This window comes from Bacillus sp. ISL-39 (genome assembly GCF_018613295.1).
Classification (GTDB): domain Bacteria; phylum Bacillota; class Bacilli; order Bacillales; family Cytobacillaceae; genus Mesobacillus.
Genome location: NZ_JAGGQM010000008.1, coordinates 15873 through 36626, shown reverse-complemented (window position 1 = coordinate 36626; position 20754 = coordinate 15873). Strand labels below are relative to the sequence as shown.

At 45.2% G+C, this 20754-nt stretch carries 20 protein-coding genes and 1 other annotated feature; all 20 genes read left to right on the top strand.

The window, feature by feature from the left end; all coding sequences use genetic code 11:
* The first annotated feature begins 1358 nt into the window (after positions 1–1358).
* Positions 1359–1820 carry a CtsR family transcriptional regulator gene (locus tag J7E37_RS09025; protein ID WP_214784196.1) on the top strand — a complete coding sequence of 154 codons (462 nt, stop codon included), beginning with the start codon at positions 1359–1361 and terminating at the stop codon, positions 1818–1820.
* Between the two features lie 27 nt (positions 1821–1847).
* Positions 1848–2396: a protein-arginine kinase activator protein McsA gene (mcsA, locus tag J7E37_RS09020; protein ID WP_214784193.1), complete on the top strand. Its 549-nt coding sequence runs from the start codon at positions 1848–1850 to the stop codon at positions 2394–2396.
* A gap of 2 nt (positions 2397–2398) precedes the next feature.
* Complete coding sequence (mcsB, locus tag J7E37_RS09015) at positions 2399–3481, top strand: protein-arginine kinase McsB (RefSeq protein ID WP_215023627.1); 1083 nt, start codon at positions 2399–2401, stop codon at positions 3479–3481.
* 4 nt (positions 3482–3485) lie between these two features.
* Positions 3486–5924, top strand: a complete 2439-nt coding sequence (gene clpC / locus J7E37_RS09010) for an ATP-dependent protease ATP-binding subunit ClpC (RefSeq protein ID WP_192472801.1) — start codon at positions 3486–3488, stop codon at positions 5922–5924.
* 321 nt (positions 5925–6245) lie between these two features.
* A complete protein-coding gene (gene radA, locus J7E37_RS09005) occupies positions 6246–7625 on the top strand; it encodes a DNA repair protein RadA (RefSeq protein ID WP_215023625.1) in 1380 nt (459 codons plus the stop codon).
* A 4-nt stretch (positions 7626–7629) separates the two neighbouring features.
* The gene (gene disA / locus J7E37_RS09000; RefSeq protein WP_214784184.1) at positions 7630–8703 is read left to right on the top strand and encodes a DNA integrity scanning diadenylate cyclase DisA; all 1074 of its coding nucleotides are present in this window, start codon (positions 7630–7632) and stop codon (positions 8701–8703) included.
* Positions 8704–9137: 434 nt separating this feature from the next.
* Positions 9138–10229: a PIN/TRAM domain-containing protein gene (locus J7E37_RS08995; protein ID WP_214740682.1), complete on the top strand. Its 1092-nt coding sequence runs from the start codon at positions 9138–9140 to the stop codon at positions 10227–10229.
* A gap of 169 nt (positions 10230–10398) precedes the next feature.
* Positions 10399–11094 carry a 2-C-methyl-D-erythritol 4-phosphate cytidylyltransferase gene (gene ispD, locus J7E37_RS08990; protein WP_214784180.1) on the top strand — a complete coding sequence of 232 codons (696 nt, stop codon included), beginning with the start codon at positions 10399–10401 and terminating at the stop codon, positions 11092–11094.
* A gap of 42 nt (positions 11095–11136) precedes the next feature.
* On the top strand, positions 11137–11619 hold the full coding sequence (gene ispF, locus J7E37_RS08985) for a 2-C-methyl-D-erythritol 2,4-cyclodiphosphate synthase (RefSeq protein ID WP_214784177.1): 483 nt from the start codon (positions 11137–11139) through the stop codon (positions 11617–11619).
* A 69-nt stretch (positions 11620–11688) separates the two neighbouring features.
* On the top strand, positions 11689–13146 hold the full coding sequence (gltX, locus tag J7E37_RS08980) for a glutamate--tRNA ligase (RefSeq protein ID WP_215023623.1): 1458 nt from the start codon (positions 11689–11691) through the stop codon (positions 13144–13146).
* Between the two features lie 68 nt (positions 13147–13214).
* Positions 13215–13453 (top strand) — a binding site (T-box leader).
* Between the two features lie 552 nt (positions 13454–14005).
* Positions 14006–14692, top strand: coding sequence for a serine O-acetyltransferase (cysE, locus tag J7E37_RS08975; protein ID WP_214784171.1), 687 nt, complete (start codon positions 14006–14008; stop codon positions 14690–14692).
* Entirely contained in the window at positions 14682–16079 is a 1398-nt protein-coding gene (gene cysS, locus J7E37_RS08970) for a cysteine--tRNA ligase (RefSeq protein WP_214784168.1), read from the top strand. The genes cysE and cysS overlap by 11 nt, the downstream gene beginning before the upstream one ends.
* A gap of 3 nt (positions 16080–16082) precedes the next feature.
* Complete coding sequence (locus J7E37_RS08965; RefSeq protein ID WP_192472808.1) at positions 16083–16487, top strand: Mini-ribonuclease 3; 405 nt, start codon at positions 16083–16085, stop codon at positions 16485–16487.
* Between the two features lie 286 nt (positions 16488–16773).
* The gene (gene rlmB, locus J7E37_RS08960) at positions 16774–17502 is read left to right on the top strand and encodes a 23S rRNA (guanosine(2251)-2'-O)-methyltransferase RlmB (RefSeq protein ID WP_214784203.1); all 729 of its coding nucleotides are present in this window, start codon (positions 16774–16776) and stop codon (positions 17500–17502) included.
* 2 nt (positions 17503–17504) lie between these two features.
* Positions 17505–18014, top strand: a complete 510-nt coding sequence (locus J7E37_RS08955; RefSeq protein ID WP_214784166.1) for an NYN domain-containing protein — start codon at positions 17505–17507, stop codon at positions 18012–18014.
* Positions 18015–18082: 68 nt separating this feature from the next.
* Entirely contained in the window at positions 18083–18733 is a 651-nt protein-coding gene (sigH, locus tag J7E37_RS08950; RefSeq protein WP_214784164.1) for an RNA polymerase sporulation sigma factor SigH, read from the top strand.
* Positions 18734–18889: 156 nt separating this feature from the next.
* The gene (rpmG, locus tag J7E37_RS08945; protein ID WP_192472790.1) at positions 18890–19039 is read left to right on the top strand and encodes a 50S ribosomal protein L33; all 150 of its coding nucleotides are present in this window, start codon (positions 18890–18892) and stop codon (positions 19037–19039) included.
* A 51-nt stretch (positions 19040–19090) separates the two neighbouring features.
* Positions 19091–19273, top strand: a complete 183-nt coding sequence (secE, locus tag J7E37_RS08940) for a preprotein translocase subunit SecE (RefSeq protein ID WP_041966537.1) — start codon at positions 19091–19093, stop codon at positions 19271–19273.
* 179 nt (positions 19274–19452) lie between these two features.
* Positions 19453–19986: a transcription termination/antitermination protein NusG gene (nusG, locus tag J7E37_RS08935; RefSeq protein WP_214784160.1), complete on the top strand. Its 534-nt coding sequence runs from the start codon at positions 19453–19455 to the stop codon at positions 19984–19986.
* A gap of 173 nt (positions 19987–20159) precedes the next feature.
* The gene (gene rplK / locus J7E37_RS08930) at positions 20160–20585 is read left to right on the top strand and encodes a 50S ribosomal protein L11 (protein ID WP_139378273.1); all 426 of its coding nucleotides are present in this window, start codon (positions 20160–20162) and stop codon (positions 20583–20585) included.
* Positions 20586–20754 lie beyond the last annotated feature (169 nt).

The window sequence follows — 20754 nt, the reverse complement described above, 5'->3', positions numbered from 1 at the left end:
GTAGGACGCCGCCGGGCACATGAAAGAACAGCTATAATGGCTGTTCTTTTTTTGTATGCTGATTTATAAATGATGCGTGAAATATGGCAGTAACTGATTATATTTGGCCTGACTACGGACAAAGTTTCGTGGAAAAGCACACAAAATTGTCAGAACCTGAGTCAATTTCAGACAGGTTTGGAGGTAATGAACGAAAAGTTGTCCGAACTTGAGCCAACTTCAGACAGGTTTGAAGGAAAAACACGAAAAGTTGTCTGAACTTGAGCCAACTTCAGACAGGTTTGAAGGAAAAGCACAAAAAGTTGTCAGAACCTGAGCCAACTTCAGACAGGTTTGAAGGAAAAGCACACAAAGTTGTCCGAACTTGAGCCAACTTCAGACAGGTTTGAAGGAAAAACACGAAAAGTTGTCTGAACTTGATGCAACTTCAGACAGGTTTGAAGGAAAAGCACAAAAAGTTGTCCGAACTTGAGCCAACTTCAGACAGGTTTAAAGGAAAAGCACACAAAGTTGTCCGAACTTGAGCCAACTTCAGACAGGTTTGAAGGAAAAGCACAAAAAGTTGTCCGAACTTGAGCCAACTTCAGACAGGTTTGAAGGAAAAGCACGAAAAGTTGTCTGAACCTGAGCCAACTTCAGACAGGTTTGAAGGGAAAACACGAAAAGTTGTCTGAACTTGAGCCAACTTCAGACAGGTTTGGAGGAAAAACACAAAAAGTTATCTGAACTTGATGCAACTTCAGACAGGTTTGAAGGGAAAGCACAAAAAGTTGTCCGAACCTGAGCCAACTTCAGACCAGGTTTGAAGGGAAAACACGAAAAGTTGACTGAACTTGAGCCAACTTCAGACAGGTTTGGAGGAAAAGTACGAAAAGTTGACTGAACTTGAGCCAACTTCAGACAGGTTTGGAGGAAAAGTACGAAAAGTTGTCAGAACATGATACAACCAGGACAAGTAGTTGCTTTTTGCCAGTAAACTCCTGGTGCATTGATATAGCACTTATACAGGCACAGGTGGGTTCCCCAGAAAATAAAATATACCAGCTGCTTTCTTATATAGAACCTTCGGAAAGAGCTTATGTACTAAAGATAATATTACTGGTTACAATGCCAATCTAACCAATAGGCACCGACTCCTTCTCAGAAAATCTAATCCCGAACAAATTTTTCATTGATGTGCCCAGATACAAGTTTCCACATGTTATAAAATGGGTATAATAACCAACACACCCCTTATTGTCATGTTTTGGCATACATAATTTTGGCGAAAATAATTCAGGATACTTTCATTGCAACGGAAAAAAATTTTTTGTATAATTAACGTCAAATATAGTCAAAGTCAGATTGGGGGAGGTTTAGTGAGGAATATATCGGACATCATAGAACATTACCTTAAACAGGTTTTAGAAATGAGCGATAAGGACATCGTTGAAATCAAGCGAAGTGAAATCGCCGATAAATTTCAGTGCGTGCCGTCCCAGATCAATTATGTCATCAATACAAGGTTCACGATTGAAAGAGGCTATCTTGTTGAGAGCAAACGGGGTGGCGGCGGCTACATCCGGATCATCAAAGTCCAGGCTTATGATCATGCACATTTGATTGATGATTTACTGTCTTTGATACAGACCCGAATTTCTCAAAGCAGCGCCGAGCATGTCATCTTCCGTCTTGCGGAGGAAGATGTAGTCACTGAACGTGAGGCAAAAATCATGCTGAGTGTGCTCGACAGGTCCGTCCTGTATATTGAGCTGCCGCTGCGTGATGAGCTGCGTGCGAGAATGTTGAAGGCCATGCTGATGGCATTGAAGTATAAATAATATCAAAGCAGATAAAGAGGTGAGGGCATGATCTGCCAAGAGTGTAATCAAAGGCCGGCAACGCTGCACTTCACGAATTTTTCAAATGGAGAAAAAACGGAATTGCACTTGTGTGAAATATGCGCACAAGAAAAAGGTGAATTGTTTATGATGAACAACGGCCCTGCTTTTTCGATCAATAGCTTGCTTGCCGGATTGTTGAATATGGAACCTGCTTTTCCTGAACAGAAAAAGGATGCCTTTGACGCTGAGCAAGTGGCCCAGTGTCCTCAATGTTCAATGACATTTCCGCAGTTTGTGAAAGTAGGCAGATTTGGCTGTGCGACTTGCTATGATGCTTTTCGCGAACAGCTGACCCCGATTGTCAGGAGACTCCATAGCGGAAATTCCGTACATAATGGAAAAATCCCTAAAAGAGTCGGCGGTGACCTTCATGTAAGGAAGACAATCGATCAGCTTAAACAAACTCTGAAAAGCCTGATTTCTGCAGAGGAATTTGAGCAGGCTGCTGAGACAAGGGACCAGATCAGGGAACTTGAAAGGAAATTGTCAGCAGGTCAAGAGGGAGGGGAGTAGCCTTGTCATTGGAGAAGTTTATCAATCAGGCTGTCAGCTCCTGGATGAGTGCTGATGGACCTGATTCAGATATCGTCCTTAGCTCTCGCATCCGCTTTGCAAGGAACCTTGACGAGTATAATTTTCCGACATTGTTCACTAATGGTGAGGCAGAGGCAGTGGTGGGTACGATCATGGAACGTGCCAGTAATACATCGACAGCTGCTTTTGGTCAGTTGGAAATGATTAAAATGGATGAAATTCCGCCTTTGCAGAAAAGGGTGCTGGTCGAGAAGCATTTGATCAGTCCGAATCTGGCAGAAAATTCTGTTCATGGTGCCGTCCTGTTATCTGAAAATGAAGAAGTCAGCATCATGATCAATGAGGAAGACCATATTAGGATTCAATGTTTATTCCCAGGCTTCCAGCTAAGTGAAGCCCTCAAGGCTGCCAATGAAATCGATGACTGGCTTGAGGAATATGTCAATTATGCGTTTGATGAGAAATTCGGCTATTTAACCAGCTGTCCTACGAATGTGGGTACTGGACTGAGAGCATCGGTGATGATGCACCTGCCTGGTCTTGTTTTGACACAGCAAATGAACCGGATCGTCCCGTCGATTAACCAGCTTGGTTTGGTGGTAAGAGGTATTTACGGCGAGGGCAGTGAAGCACTCGGCAATATTTTTCAAATATCGAACCAAATTACGCTCGGAAAATCGGAAGAGGACATTGTAGACGATTTAAAAAGTGTCGTAAGCCAGATTATATCTCAGGAAAGGTCGGCGCGGGAAGCATTAGCGAAGACTTCTAACATACAATTAGAAGACAGAGTGTTTCGCTCATATGGAACACTTGCAAACAGCAGGATCATCGAAACGAAGGAAGCTGCCCGCTGCCTATCAGATTTAAGGCTTGGAATAGATATGGGTTTTATAAAAAATATATCCAAGTCGATTTTGAATGAGTTGATGATATTAACTCAGCCCGGGTTTTTACAGCAATATGCGGGAGGACCATTAAGACCGAATGAACGGGATATCCGCAGGGCTGCTTTAATAAGAGAACGTTTGAAAATGGAAACAAAAGACGAGTCAGGAGGATGATCTTATGATGTTTGGACGATTTACCGAGAGAGCACAAAAAGTATTGGCACTCGCACAGGAAGAGGCGATTCGCCTTGGACATAACAATATCGGCACAGAACACATCTTACTTGGCCTGGTGCGTGAAGGTGAGGGCATTGCGGCAAAGGCGCTTTATGGTCTTGGTCTTGGAGCGGAGAAGATCCAGAAGGAAGTTGAGAACCTGATTGGCCGCGGCCAGGAAACTTCCCAGACAATCCACTATACGCCAAGAGCTAAGAAGGTCATCGAACTTTCGATGGATGAGGCAAGGAAGCTGGGCCACTCCTATGTTGGAACAGAACATATCCTGCTTGGATTGATCCGTGAGGGAGAGGGCGTGGCTGCAAGAGTACTGAACAATCTTGGTGTCAGCCTGAACAAGGCGCGCCAGCAGGTCCTTCAGCTGCTTGGAAGCAATGAAACTTCAGGACATCAGGGTGGCGGAACGGCTAATGCCAATACGCCGACACTTGACAGCCTTGCAAGGGACTTAACAGCAATCGCCAGGGAAGGCAGCCTTGATCCGGTCATCGGCCGTGCTAAGGAAATCCAGCGTGTCATTGAAGTGTTAAGCCGCCGGACGAAGAACAACCCTGTATTGATCGGTGAGCCAGGCGTCGGTAAAACAGCAATTGCCGAAGGGCTGGCACAGCAAATCGTCAATAACGAGGTACCGGAAATCCTTCGTGACAAGCGTGTCATGACTCTTGATATGGGCACAGTTGTTGCAGGAACAAAGTACCGCGGTGAATTTGAGGATCGATTGAAGAAGGTCATGGATGAAATTCGCCAGGCAGGAAATATCATTCTATTCATCGACGAGCTCCATACATTAATTGGTGCCGGCGGAGCTGAGGGAGCGATTGACGCTTCCAATATCCTGAAGCCGTCACTTGCACGCGGCGAGCTGCAATGTATCGGTGCAACAACATTGGATGAATACCGTAAATACATCGAAAAAGATGCTGCACTAGAACGACGTTTCCAGCCGATTACAGTCGATGAGCCAACGGCAGAAGAGTCAGTACAAATTTTGAAGGGTCTTCGTGACCGCTATGAAGCTCACCACAGAGTATCGATTACGGATGAGGCAATTGAAGCGGCAGTAAAATTATCTGACCGCTACATCTCTGACCGATTCCTTCCGGATAAAGCAATTGACTTAATTGATGAAGCAGGTTCAAAGGTTCGCCTGCGTTCCTATACAACTCCGCCTAACCTTAAGGAGCTTGAGGTGAAGCTGGAGGAAGTGCGCAAGGAGAAAGATGCTTCTGTACAAAGCCAGGAGTTTGAAAAGGCTGCTTCATTAAGAGATACAGAACAGCGCCTTCGTGAACAGCTTGAAAATACGAAAAAGTCATGGAAAGAAAAGCAGGGCAAGGAAAACAGTGAAGTGACAGTGGAAGACATTGCACATGTGGTGTCCAGCTGGACGAATATCCCTGTTTCCAAGCTAGCGCAAACTGAAACAGATAAGCTCCTGAACCTGGAGGAAATCCTTCATTCCCGTGTCATCGGCCAGGATGAAGCCGTTAAAGCAGTTTCCAAGGCCGTAAGACGCGCGCGTGCAGGCTTGAAGGACCCTAAACGTCCAATCGGTTCATTTATCTTCCTTGGACCAACAGGTGTCGGTAAAACAGAATTGGCAAGAGCATTGGCAGAGTCCATGTTTGGAGATGAAGATGCGATGATCCGCGTCGATATGTCTGAATACATGGAGAAGCATTCAACGTCCCGTCTTGTTGGTTCACCTCCAGGATATGTAGGATATGATGAAGGCGGCCAATTGACAGAGAAGGTACGCAGAAAGCCATACTCGGTCATCCTGCTTGATGAAATTGAAAAAGCGCATCCAGATGTGTTTAATATTTTGCTGCAGGTACTCGAGGATGGCCGTTTGACGGACTCCAAGGGCCGGACCGTCGATTTCCGCAATACAATCATGATCCTGACATCCAATGTCGGAGCAGAAGCGTTAAAGCGGAATAAATATGTTGGCTTCAATATCCAGGATGGAGAACAGGATTACAAAGATATGAAGGGTAAAGTGATGGAGGAGCTGAAAAAGGCATTCCGTCCTGAATTCCTTAACCGTATCGATGAAATCATCGTCTTCCATGCGCTCGAAAAGCCGCATTTAAAAGAAATCGTTACATTGATGTCCGACCAGCTTGTGAAGCGCCTGAAAGAGCAGGAAATCACACTAGAGCTGACAGATGCGGCAAAAGAAAAGATTTCGGAGGAAGGCTACGATCCAGAGTACGGTGCACGTCCGCTGCGCAGGGCAATCCAGAAGCATATCGAAGACCAGCTGTCTGAAGAATTGCTGAGAGGAACCGTCCTCACTGGGCAAAATGTCGTCATAGATGTTGAAAATGGCGAATTCGTTGTCAAGGCTCCAGAAGGAACGGCAAAAGCTTAAAATGGCTTAACATGTAAACAAAAGGGGTATACGTACAAAATACGTGTACCCCTTTTTTTACTAAAGGAAAGTTTCATTGGAGTACTCCTCAAAAGTTTGCCACGCTGCCTATAACTAGTTCGTATTCGATGAGCGGCAAACCGTCTTTCTAAAAATAGTTGGAATTGCACTATATGGATATGAACATAATTTAAGTGTGGGACCACCTAAATTCAGCATTTAAGGAAAAATTACATACTTGCTTCAGTTGCTATCATTTCTTTTATTACTTGTTTGGCTTTATTATATAAGTAATAACTTTTTTATTGAGAGGCTAAAAAAATGGCAAAAAGAAAAACAAAATTCATGTGCCAGGAATGTGGCTATGAATCTCCGAAGTGGATGGGGAAATGTCCGGGATGCGGGCAATGGAATAAGATGGTCGAGGAAGTGGAGAGCACTGGCACGGCAAGAAGAGGAGCTTTTGCCAATACGGGTAATACGAGTGTTGCTGCAAAGGCCACCCCAATTACTAGTATTGAAACAGTCAGCGAGCCGCGGATTACGACAGACTTGAATGAGTTGAACCGTGTGCTTGGCGGCGGGGTAGTCAGAGGGTCGCTTGTGCTGATCGGGGGGGACCCTGGCATCGGCAAATCAACATTATTGCTTCAGGTATCTTACCAGCTGGCCAAGAAGGCGCATTCCGTCCTCTATATTTCTGGTGAGGAGTCGATGAGGCAAACGAAGCTCCGCGCGGACCGGCTTGGTGTAACATCGGATAACCTGTTTGTTTATGCGGAAACCAACCTGCAGGAAATCAGCCTGACAATCGAAAACAGCAATACAGATTTTGTCATCGTCGATTCCATTCAAACTATCTTCCATCCAGAAGTGACCTCCGCGCCAGGGAGTGTGTCACAGGTAAGGGAATGTACAGCTGAGTTAATGAGGATTGCGAAAACAAAAGGAATCGCGATTTTTATCGTTGGCCATGTAACGAAGGAAGGCTCGATCGCCGGACCAAGACTGCTGGAGCATATGGTTGATACAGTTCTATATTTCGAAGGTGAGAGACACCACACTTACAGAATCCTTAGGGCTGTCAAAAACCGTTTCGGGTCGACGAATGAAATGGGTATTTTTGAGATGAAGGAAGTTGGTCTTGAAGAAGTGGCAAATCCCTCGGAAATATTTTTAGAGGAAAGATCACAGGGTGCTTCGGGTTCAACGGTCGTGGCCTCGATGGAAGGAACGAGACCTGTACTGGTTGAAATCCAGGCGCTGATCTCGCCTACTAGCTTTGGGAATCCAAGGCGGATGGCTACCGGAATCGACCATAACCGTGTTTCCTTGCTGATGGCGGTGCTGGAGAAGCGTGTCGGATTGCTGCTCGCTAATCAGGATGCTTATTTGAAGGTCGCCGGCGGAGTGAAGCTGGATGAACCGGCAATCGACCTTGCGGTGGCAGTCAGCATTGCTTCTAGCTTCAGGGATAAACCAACCCGTGCTTCTGACTGTATCATTGGCGAGGTAGGGCTGACTGGGGAAGTAAGGAGGGTCTCGAGGATTGAACAGCGAGTCCAGGAAGCGGCGAAGCTTGGCTTTGAAAGAATTATTTTACCGGAGAATAATCTTGGCGGATGGACTCCTCCACGGGGAGTTGAGCTTATCGGGGTATCATCTGTCAGCCATGCATTAAAAGTCACCTTGGGAGGTTGATGGATTGGAACATAAAGAGCTTGAGGAAAAAGAGTTAGGTGAAATCCTTCAATTCATCGCTCCAGGTACACCTCTAAGGGATGGAATCGATAATGTGCTTCGGGCCAAGACAGGCGGGTTGATTGTGTTTGGGTATAACGAAAAGGTTAAAAACCTGGTTGATGGCGGCTTTGAAATCAATTGCAGGTTCAGTCCCAGCTATCTTTATGAACTGGCGAAGATGGATGGTGCGATTATTTTAAATGAGACTGGCAGCAAGATCCTATTCGCCAACGCCCAGTTAGCGCCGGATACGGGCGTACCCTCGACTGAGACAGGGATGAGGCACAGGACAGCGGAGCGGGTGGCGAGGCAAACAAGGGCACTTGTCATCGCAATTTCCCAGCGAAGGAATGTCATTACCCTTTACCAGGGAAACCTTCGCTATGCATTGAAGGAAATCGGCGTCATCTTAACAAAGGCAAACCAGGCCATCCAGACGCTGGAAAAGTACAAAGTCGTGCTTGAACAAAGCATTACCAATCTGGGAATTCTCGAATTTGAGAATCTTGTCACCTATAATGATTTACTGCAGGTGATCCATCGTTTTGAAATGGTGCTGAGGATCAAGACGGAGCTTTTTACTTATTTGAGTGAGCTCGGGCAGGAAGGCCGGCTGATCCGCCTGCAAATGCAGGAGCTTTTATTTGAAATGGAAAGAGAAGCACTGCTTGTCATCAAAGATTACTCAGCAGAAACGGAAGTGAAGGCAGATGTTGTGATGGCCCGTTTCCAGGAGCTTTCAAAGGCAGGCGTCATTGAAGACACTACCATCCTCAAGCTTCTCGGTCATCAGGGATATGTGCATATGGATGAATTCATCTGTCCCAGAGGATATCGGATGCTGAATAAGATACCGCGGCTGCCGATGATCATTACTGAGAATTTGATCAAACGCTTCGGCAAATTCACCAATATGATTGCTGCTTCCGTTGAAGAACTGGATGATGTAGAGGGCATCGGCGAAGTAAGAGCCCGGAAAATCAAAGAAGGCTTTAAACTTATCAGGGACCAGTTGATGGCGGACCGCCAAATGTAATCCCAAACATTGGCGGCCTGCTTTTAATTGACACCTACATGTCCCGGTGCTACTTTAAAGATGTGATTTACTCCTATAGGGATTATGGCAATCTTGCTGTATTAAAATAATAATTGTACAAATTCCGTAACCTTTACCATGGTTAAATCGTATAATCATTTGAGTTTTTATTTTTGGCTCTTTTCTCAAACTTTGTTGCTATCGACTACAAAATAGGATTGAATGACCTATGTTTCTTGCAAAGTTGACTCTTTTGTGAGAAAAGGGCATGCAAACTTAATACTGACCAGCAAAATGGCCTAATATTACGTTAAAATCGACTTTAGGATTTTAACAACAATCTTTACGAAAGCAGCCTTATTTTAAGAAAATGTTTAATTACTAGGGTTTCAAAATTTGGAAGTTGTTTATAATGATTAAAAGGAGGTGAAAGGATGTTAAGACGTATCATTCAAGCCTGCTTCCTGATCATTGGGGGAACGCTTGGTATATTCTTAATTCCTGATTTATTAGCATTAATGAACGCGGGAGACATGACTCTCATCAATAATCCTTATGTTACTGCTGTTTTAGGCGCACTTATTTTTTATCTTCTTACTTTTTGGGCCGTAGATCCTGTGACCAATTTTGTGAAGTGGGCTGAAGAGTCGCTGATCAAGGCACCAATAACGGATGTCCTGTTCGGGAGTGTAGGCCTTTTCTTCGGGTTGCTGGTGGCATTCTTAGTAGGATTTGCCCTTAATGCAATCCAGGTGCCTGTTGTGAATACAGTGGCACCGACACTGCTGACACTTTTATTTGGTTATCTTGGATTCCAAGTCGGATTCAAAAAGCGAGATGAACTGCTTGGTTTATTTTCAAGGTCAAAGAAAAAGGGCACTGAAGAAGAAGTGGAAAAAGAAGGCCGTGCAAGAGAGTGGAAGATTCTCGATACAAGTGTGATTATTGATGGCAGGGTTGCGGATATCTGCCAGACAGGGTTCCTTGAAGGCACCATTGTCATACCGCAGTTTGTCCTGGAAGAATTACAGCATATCGCTGATTCATCTGATGTGTTGAAGCGCAATCGCGGACGCCGCGGATTGGACATCCTAAACCGTATTCAAAAGGAACTTAAGATTAAGGTTGAAATTTATGAAGGTGATTTTGACGATATTCAGGAAGTCGACAGCAAACTGGTGAAGCTGGCAAAGCTGACAAATGGGGTTGTCGTCACGAATGATTTCAACTTGAACAAAGTTTGTGAATTACAAAAGGTTGCCGTGCTGAATATCAATGACCTGGCCAATGCGGTAAAACCAGTTGTCCTCCCTGGAGAAGAATTGAGCATCCAGGTCATCAAGGATGGCAAGGAACATAATCAGGGCATTGCGTACCTGGATGACGGCACCATGATCGTCGTCGAAGAAGGCCGCGATTATATCGGAAAGCGTATTGATGTTCTTGTAACAAGTGTGCTGCAAACATCAGCTGGCAGGATGATTTTCGCAAAGCCGAAGCAGTTGGAAAAAAGTATAATCAGTTGATCCATCCCTCGATGGACCAAGCCTTTATGGGCAGTTGATTCCCGCTTCCTTCATTGATTCCTTGAAGGCGTGAAGCAGGGCCTCGACTGCCCGTTTATATGTTAAAGTGGTATTTGAAATTTGGCTTTTTTATCAAGGAATGAGCAGAAAAAAGATTGGAGTTTTCATAATGCCTTATCAGGTTATAATTCCGGCTGCAGGTCAGGGAAAGAGGATGGGAGCAGGGAAAAACAAGCTGCTGCTCACTTTGGAAGGCGTTCCCATCCTGATCCATACATTAAGGGTGTTTGAAACAGATGCTGAATGCTCTGGCATCATTCTCGCCATAAGCCCGAGTGATGAGCAACAGTTCAAGTCTTTATTGAAAGAGTATGATATTCATAAGGTATCTTCACTGGTCAATGGTGGAAAGGAACGCCAGGACAGTGTGTATAACGGGCTTAGGGCGGTCCATTCGATGGATGGTATTGTGCTCGTCCATGACGCTGCCCGGCCGTTCATAAAAATAGAAACGATCCACAAACTTGTCGAGGCAGCAAGCAAGGATGGCGGGGCAATCGTGGCTGTTCCTGTTAAAGATACAATCAAGAAAGCGGCGGACAGCATGGTAGCCGAAACAGTTGAGCGTTCAAGCTTGTGGGCAGTCCAGACCCCGCAGGCTTTCCGCGTTTCCGTATTGCTTGAGGCGCATAATAAGGCAATGAGAGAGCAATTCATCGGTACAGATGAATCAAGCCTTGTCGAACGAATTCCGCATCGTGTCAGCATCATCGAAGGGGACTATGATAATATTAAGCTGACAACACCAGAAGATTTATATTTTGCCGAAGCGATTTTACGCAAGCGAAAAGAATCGAGTGTTTGAAAATAGATATAGACAGCCTAATTTTAAAAGGAGTTATTCATTATGTTTCGTATTGGACAAGGTTTCGATGTACATCAATTGACGGAGGGCAGGCCGCTGATCATTGGCGGAATCACAATTCCATATGAAAAGGGGCTTCTTGGCCACTCGGATGCTGATGTGCTTTTACATACGGTGGCTGATGCATGTCTTGGGGCAATCGGCGAAGGGGACATCGGCAGACATTTCCCGGATACTGATCCTGAATTCAAGGACGCTGATTCAGCCAAATTACTTGAACATGTTTGGAAGATTGTGAAGGATAAAGGGTACGAGCTTGTGAATATAGACTGCACGATTATCGCTCAACAGCCTAAAATGGCACCGCATATCGGAGCTATGCGCGAAAGGATTGCAGGATTATTGGAAGGCACCCCTGACCAGGTGAATGTCAAGGCGACAACAACAGAAAAGCTTGGATTCCCAGGACGGGGAGAAGGCATCGCCGCACAAGCGGTCGTTTTATTAAAAGAAATTCATAAATAATAAGGTACTTCCGCTTTTATATTTGAAAATGATACAATAATGGACAGCTATATTAGAGGAGGATTCACTATGTCATCAGATATCCGGGTGCGTTACGCGCCGAGTCCGACTGGACATTTACATATCGGGAATGCCCGTACAGCACTATTCAACTATCTATTCGCACGGAACAGAGGCGGAAAGTTCATCATCCGCATTGAAGATACAGATAAAAAACGCAATATCGAAGGCGGGGAACAAAGCCAGCTGAAGTATCTTAAATGGCTTGGAATCGACTGGGATGAGAGTGTCGATGTTGGCGGCGAATATGGACCTTACCGCCAATCAGAGCGTAACCACATATATGAAAAATACAATCAGGAGCTTCTGGAAAAAGGCCATGCCTATAAGTGCTACTGCACAGAGGAAGAGCTGGAAGCTGAGCGCGAGGAGCAGACTGCACGCAACGAGACTCCTCATTATTCAGGCCGCTGCCGAAACCTTACAGCAGAACAGAAGGAACAGTTTGAGAAAGAAGGACGCCAGCCGAGCCTTCGCATCAAGGTGCCTGCAGGCAAGATTCTGAAGTTTGACGATATGGTAAAAGGCGACGTCAGCTTTGAATCAGACGGGATGGGTGACTATGTCATCGTCAAGAAAGATGGCACGCCAACCTATAACTATGCGGTTGTCGTCGATGACCATTTGATGAAGATTTCCCATGTTCTTCGCGGGGATGACCACATTTCCAATACACCGAAGCAGCTTGTGATTTATGAAGCGCTTGGCTGGGAACCGCCGGTGTTTGGCCATATGACATTGATCGTTAACGAAAGCCGCAAGAAGCTGAGCAAGCGTGACGAATCAATCATCCAGTTTATCGAGCAGTATGAAGAGCTCGGTTATCTGCCAGAAGCATTGTTCAACTTCATCACGCTGCTTGGATGGTCTCCAGCAGGTGAGGAGGAGATTTACTCTAAGAACGACTTCATTGAAATTTTCGATCCGGCAAGACTTTCAAAATCTCCTGCGCTATTTGACCAGCAGAAGCTTGCATGGATGAACAATCAATATATGAAAAAGGCTGACCTGGACCGTGTTGTCGAGCTAGCGCTTCCACACCTTGTCAAGGCTGGAAAAGTCAGCGAGAACCGTACAGAGGAAGAAGATGCCTGGGTTCGCGGCCTTATTTCCCTATATCATGATAAGATGAGCTTCGGTGCGGAAATCGTTGAGATGTCTGATTTATTCTTCCGCGATGAGGTAAACTATGATGAAGAAGCAAAAGAGGTCCTTGCAGGCGAGCAGGTTCCAGAAGTGCTGAATGCATTCCTTGCGGAGGTTGAAGAGCTTGAAGAGTTCAAGGCGGATTCAATCAAGGCAGCGGTCAAAGCAGTACAAAAAGGAACCGGCCATAAAGGGCAGAAGCTTTTCATGCCAGTCCGAGCGGCTGCGACAGGCCAGACACACGGCCCGGACCTGATGCTTGCAATGGAACTGATCGGCAAAGAAAAAGTAAAGGAAAGAGTCCAGAAGCTTTTGGGCTAATAACTTTTCTAAGCTGTTTTAGTTAACAGAAATTCAAAAATGTAATATAGTAAGAGTAATTCTATATAACCAAAGTGTTGAAGAGGAAAAGTAGAAAGATGACGCTTATTAGAGAGAACCATCACCGGCTGAAAGTGGTTCAGGCCTCTCATTTTTTGAAATGCGCCTCGGAGTCCCTGTGCAAAAAGGCAATCAGTGCCTGAGTAGTATCGGGCGGGTCCTCCCGTTAACAGGTTAAAGTTGAGGTCAATGCCTGTTCAAAGGCGGCCTAAACAGAGTGGAACCGCGCATATCAAGCGTCTCTGTCGTATACGACAGGGGCGCTTTTTTATATGGTGTACTTGGCAGGCAAGTTGGATATGTGCCTCAAAAATGAGGTAACACCACTTTACGGTCACATAAACGAAGGATATGTGTCGAAAAAGCTGTCCCAGTGAGATTACGGTCACATAAACGAAGAATATGTGCCCGAAAAAGCTGTCCCAGTGAGATACCGGTCACATTAATGAAGAATATGTGCCCGAAAAAGCTGTCCCAGTGAGATTCCGTCACATAAACGAAGAATATGTGCCCGAAAAAGCTGTCCCAGTGAGATACCGGTCACATAAATGAAGAATATGTGCCCGAAAAAGCTGTCCCAGTAAGATACCGGTCACATAAAGGAAGAATATGTGCCCGAAAAAGCCGAACCAGCGGAATTCCGGTCACATAAAGGAAGAATATGTGCCCGAAAAAGCCGAACCAGTGAGATTACGGTCACATAAATACAAATTAGTAAGGCTATAACCCAATGTCGGCTTTGAAGGTGCTCATTAATGAGCAAAAATCGAATAAATTTTAAAAGAAGGAGGATTTCACCATGTTTAAAATGATGAAGGAAGACATAGATGTTGTTTTTGACCAGGATCCTTCTGCCAGGAGTGTGCTGGAAGTGGCTTTGACATACGCAGGCCTGCATGCGATATGGTCCCATCGTTTGGCACATGCTTTCTATAAGCGGAAGTTTTATTTTATCGCAAGAGCCATTTCGCAAATTAGCCGTTTTTTCACGGGGGTAGAAATCCATCCGGGAGCCAAGATTGGCAGACGTTTTTTCATCGACCATGGAATGGGGGTCGTCATTGGCGAAACGTGTGAAATTGGTGATAATGTGACCGTGTTTCAGGGTGTGACCCTGGGCGGTACTGGCAAGGAAAAGGGCAAACGCCACCCGACTGTTAATGACAATGCTCTGATTGCGACTGGCGCGAAGGTTTTAGGTTCGATCACGATTGGGGAGAATTCTAAAGTGGGCGCTGGATCCGTTGTCCTGAAGGATGTGCCGCCGAACTCCACGGTTGTGGGCATTCCCGGCAAAATCGTCATCCAGGACGGCGTCAGGGTCAAGAAGGATTTCAACCATCGCGATTTGCCAGATCCGGTAGCAGATCGATGCAATGAAATCGAGATGGAATTGGTTAATTTGAAAAAAGAACTTGATTTAGTCAGATTACAAGAAGAACTTGAAGTTGAGAAGCATGGAAGGGGCATGGAAAATGGGAATTAAAATTTATAATACACTGACTCGGAACAAGGAAGAGTTTATCCCTTTAGAAGAGGGAAAAGTGAAAATGTATGTTTGCGGTCCTACCGTCTATAACTATATTCACATTGGAAATGCCCGTCCGGCCATCGTGTTCGATACGGTCCGCCGCTATCTTGAGTTCCGCGGCTATGATGTACAATATATTTCGAACTTCACCGATGTCGATGACAAACTGATCAAAGCAGCGAATGAAATTGGGGAAGACGTACCGACAATCGCGCAACGATTCATTGACGCTTATTTTGAGGATGTCCATGCACTTGGCTGCAAAACAGCCGATGCACACCCAAGGGTAACGGAAACAATGGATTTGATTATCGAATTTATCAGCGCGTTGATAGAAAAAGGCTTTGCCTATGAATCAGGCGGAGATGTGTACTACCGCACGAGGGAATTTAAAGAATACGGCAAGCTTTCACATCAATCCATTGAAGAGCTGAAGGTTGGAGCGAGGATACAGGTTGGGGAAAAGAAACAGGATGCGCTTGACTTTGTGCTTTGGAAATCGGCTAAAGAAGGCGAAATTTCCTGGGACAGTCCTTGGGGCAAAGGCCGTCCAGGCTGGCATATTGAGTGCTCGGCGATGGCCCGCGAATACCTTGGAGATACGATCGATATCCATGCAGGAGGCCAGGACCTGGCATTCCCGCACCATGAAAATGAAATCGCCCAGTCAGAGGCATTGACAGGAAAGACGTTTGCCCGCTACTGGATGCATAATGGATATATCAATATTAATAATGAAAAGATGTCTAAGTCACTGGGCAATTTTGTCACAGTTCATGACATCATTAAGCAGATTGATCCACAGGTATTAAGATTTTTCATGATTTCTGTCCATTACCGGAATCCAATCAACTACAGCCAGGAGCTGCTTGAAAAGACACAGGCTGCTTTCGAACGCCTGAAGACATCTTACCAAAATCTGAAGCACCGCCTGGGAGCGAGCGCGAATCTTACCGATAACAACCAGGAATGGCTGGATAAAATCGCCGGGATCCGCGAGCAGTTCATCAAGGATATGGATGATGACTTCAATACCGCAAATGGTGTATCAACCTTATTTGAACTCTCTAAGCTTTCTAATCTGTACTTGATGGAGAAAAATACTTCCGAGGAAGTCATCAAAGCATTCATGAATGAATTTGAAACATTGTTCGATGTACTTGGCCTGTCACTGAAGGATGAAGAGTTGCTGGATGAGGAAATCGAGGCGCTGATTGAAAAACGAACACAAGCCCGCAAGGAAAGAAACTTCCAGCTTGCCGATGATATCCGTGACCAATTGAAGGAAATGAACATCATCATCGAGGACACACCTCAGGGCATCAGATGGAAAAGAGGCTAAATGATGCTGCATTACGAACAAAAAATAGATGAAAAACAATTGAATAGCCTAGCGCTTGCTTACATGGGTGATGCCGTTTATGAACTGTATGTCCGGCATCACCTGCTGCAAAGCGGAAAGGTCCGGCCAAACAAGCTGCATAAAGAAGCAACCGCTTATGTGTCGGCGAAATCGCAGGCGAAATACCTTCATAAGCTGATGGAGATGGACATGCTATCCGAAGCAGAGATAACGATTGTAAAAAGGGGCCGGAATGCGAAGTCAGGATCTGTCCCGAAAAACACCGATGTCCAAACATACCGGTACAGTACAGCCTTTGAGGCACTGATCGGTTATTTGTATCTGGCAGGTAATGAGAAACGGATAGAGGAACTGATTACCACAGTATTTGCACTTGCTGAAGAATAGATGGGAGGAAAGATTCCAGATGAGCCAGAAACAGCAACATAAACAGAGCCGGAACAATAGGCCGAAATCAGTTGATGACAATAAGCGGAAACCAGCACGGAACCAGGCGCAAAGACAGGACGAAAAGCCAAAGAACAAGCAGGCCAGAGGCAAGGACCAGAAACATGAAGTAAGACAGGACCGAAAACATGAAGCAAGAAGCGACCGTAAACACGAACCAAGGCGTGACCAGAGACAAGGGCAAAAAGCTGATCAACTTAGGGAACAAAATGAAAACCAGGATTACATCATTGGCAAAAATCCGGTGATTGAAGCGCTTAAGTCTGAACGTGACATCAACAAAATCCTGATTGCCGAAGGCTCCCAAAGCGGACAGATGCAGCAGGTAATCGGAATGGCGAAGGAAGCCAATGTCATCGTTCAATTCGTCCCGAAAAAGAAGATCGACCAGCTAGCCGAGGGCAATCACCAGGGTGTCATCGCCCAGGTTGCAGCCTACGAATATGCGGAGATTGATGATTTATTCGCTGCAGCGGAAAAGAAGAACGAGGCGCCATTCTTCTTGCTCCTCGATGAAATTGAGGATCCTCACAATCTTGGATCCATCATGAGGACAGCTGATGCATCGGGAGCACACGGGATCATCATTCCTAAAAGGCGAGCGGTAGGGCTGACCGCAACAGTAGCTAAATTATCTACAGGCGCAATCGAATATATCCCGGTTGCAAGAGTCACCAATATGGCCCAGACCATCGATGAATTAAAAGAACGCGGTGTCTGGATAGCGGGCACGGATGCTTCGGCAAAACAGGATTTTCGTCAAATGGATGGAACATTGCCTCTTGGCCTGGTAATCGGCAGCGAGGGAAAAGGTATGGGAAGGCTGATCAGGGACAAGTGTGACTTTCTTTTAAGTCTTCCGATGGTTGGGCATGTAACTTCGTTGAATGCATCAGTGGCCGCGGCACTCCTGATGTATGAAGTCCACCGTAAACGACAACCGCTAGGGGAATAGGAATGGATATCCTGCTTGTTGACGGCTACAACATCATCGGCGCATGGCCGGAGCTGGTCAGCTTGAAGAAGAGAGAACTTTCTGCTGCCAGGGACCGGCTGGTGGAAATCATGGCAGAGTACCAAGCGTATACCGGCTATCGCGTTATCATTGTTTTTGACGCCCATTTTGTATCAGGAACACAAAAGAAATATAAGAATTACAAAGTGGAAGTAATTTTTACAAAAGAAAATGAAACGGCGGATGAACGGATTGAAAGACTGGCGATCGACCTCAGTAACCGCAAAACGCAGATCCATGTAGCCACCTCTGACTATACCGAGCAATGGGCCATTTTTGGACAGGGAGCATTAAGGAAATCAGCGAGGGAGCTGCTTAATGAAACAAATTTAATTAGTAAAAAAATAGAAAAAAGCGTGAAAGTGATCCAGGAAAAGAAGCCGAGTGCCAAGATTCCGCTTACAAAAGAAGTGGCAGAAATTTTCGAAAAATGGCGCAGAGGGGAGCAATGACCTGTTGACGCCTTAAAAACGCCTGCTGTATAATATTTCTAACTGTATGTGCGGGCGGGGGGATCGAAATGAGTGCTGACATCGGGAATCGTTCAAATGACTCTTATTTATTGCTGGAAGATGAAGAAATTATAGAAGCGGTACACAGAGGAGAAAGTGATGCACTTGATTTTCTGATTCACAAATACAGGAATTTTGTTCGGGCGAAAGCACGTTCATATTTCCTGATTGGAGCAGATAAAGAGGACATCGTGCAGGAAGGAATGATCGGCTTATATAAAGCGATCCGTGATTTCCGTGAGGACAAGCTGACATCATTCAAAGCATTTGCAGAACTATGCATTACCCGTCAGATCATTACGGCCATCAAGACGGCCACAAGGCAAAAACATATCCCTCTTAACTCCTATGTTTCCCTGGACAAGCCGATATATGATGAAGAATCGGACAGGACACTGATGGATGTTTTATCCGGAGCCAAAGTGATGGACCCCGAAGAATTATTTATTAATCAGGAAGAGTTTGACCAGATTGAAGTGAAAATGTCTGAGCTGCTGAGTGACCTTGAACGAAAAGTGCTCGCATTATATTTGGACGGACAATCCTATCAGGAAATTTCTGAAGAGCTGAATCGCCATGTCAAGTCAATCGACAATGCGCTTCAGCGCGTGAAGCGGAAGCTGGAGAGGTATCTTGAGCTGAGAGAGCTGTCAGTGTAGGTTGAATTGCCGAAAAATAGCCGCAAAACTGACTTTTAATCTCTTAAACCCTTATTGACACAGGCTATCAGCCGTGGTATCTTTTTAAAGATATTATAGATGGCGGTTTCATGGTATCAGATTGGAATCAGCCTGTTGAAGCGGGTGTAAGTGTCAATGAACAACAAAGTGACTCTTGCTTGTCAGGAATGCGGTTCCCGCAATTATTCCACACCGAGCAACAAGCAAACGCAAACAGAACGGCTGGAGCTGAAAAAGTACTGCAGCAACTGCGGTGCCCATACAGTTCATAAGGAAACGAAATAAGGTTTTCAGATAGATCATCATATGGAATTCCGATAAGTTGGAGGTTACAAAATGCAGCGCATCACTAATTTTTTCAGTGAAGTTGGACGTGAAATGAGGAAGGTCAGCTGGCCTAGACGCAAAGAACTGACTCGCTACACGATTACGGTTCTGTCTACAGTTGCTTTTGCTGCTCTATTCTTCGCAGTGTTAGACCTTGGTATTTCTGAATTGATTCGCTTAATTCTTGAATAACCAATACGTACTCATGGTATAATGGAAAATATAAACGCAGGACAAGTTTAAAAGCCCGGATAACGGGTTTTTTATTTGCTTGAAAAAATTCGCATTCAATGCCGGGGCTGCCGTTTACACATGACGGTAACGCCCGGGCGTCTGGAAATGGGGAGGGACGGACGAATTAGTCCTCGATGATGGAAAAGAATTGGTATGTAGTGCATACTTACTCAGGCTACGAGAACAAGGTCAAGACGAATCTTGAAAAGCGTGTTGAAACAATGGGCATGCAAGATAAGATTTTCCGGGTGATCGTACCTGAAGAAGAAGAAACAGATTTCAAAAATGGTAAAAAGAAAGTTGTTAAGAGAAAGACTTTCCCTGGTTATGTCCTGGTAGAATTGGTTATGACAGATGATTCCTGGTATGTTGTCCGCAATACGCCGGGTGTGACTGGATTTGTTGGCTCAGCTGGTGCAGGATCAAAACCAACCGCGTTATTGCCTGAAGAAGCAACATTCATCCTCAAGCGCATGGGTATGGTGGAGAAGAAGGTTGATATCAACTTCGAACTTGGTGAAACTGTCCAGGTAAGCGAAGGGCCGTTCGCCAACTTCACAGGGACAATCGAAGAAATCGATAAGGACAAGGCTAAGCTTAAAGTTCTTGTCAATATGTTCGGCCGCGATACTCCGGTAGAGCTCGAATTTTCGCAGATTGAAAAAATATAATTTGAAATAGCTTGAAATCAACTTTAAAAAGTGTTAATATTTCATAGGTCAGTATGTCTTGGACGATTGACAGATTATATGTCAAGTTCTTTATTTTATATAAAGACTTTTAAAATGAGTGGGAGGGGAAAATCCCCTATTACCACATCACGGACTTTAAGGAGGTGTGTCTCGTGGCTAAAAAAGTAATTAAGATGGTTAAGTTGCAAATCCCTGCTGGCAAAGCCAATCCGGCACCACCAGTTGGACCTGCACTAGGTCAAGCCGGTGTTAACATCATGGGATTCTGTAAGGAGTTTAACGCTCGTACAGCTGATCAAGCTGGATTAATCATTCCTGTTGAAATTACGGTTTTTGAAGACCGTTCATTTACATTTATTACGAAAACTCCTCCTGCTGCAGTTCTTTTGAAGGTAGCAGCTGGAATCCAGTCTGGTTCTGGTGAACCAAACCGTAATAAAGTAGCAACAGTCAAGCGTGAGAAAGTACGTGAGATTGCTGAACAGAAAATGCCTGACCTTAACGCAGCTAGCGTTGAAGCAGCAATGCGCATGGTTGAAGGTACTGCACGCAGCATGGGAATCACTATCGAAGACTAATTTCTGCTGCAGAGGATTGATAGGTTGCGTAGCTGAATTTGATTTCACTCGCAACCTTTTATCTGTCTGATACGGCGCCTTTATGGCGCCTTCGCTTTTCGTTGCCAAGCTTAGACGTCATACGGCGCCTTCGCTTTTCAACTTGTCTGGCTTTGGCACCTGACAAAGG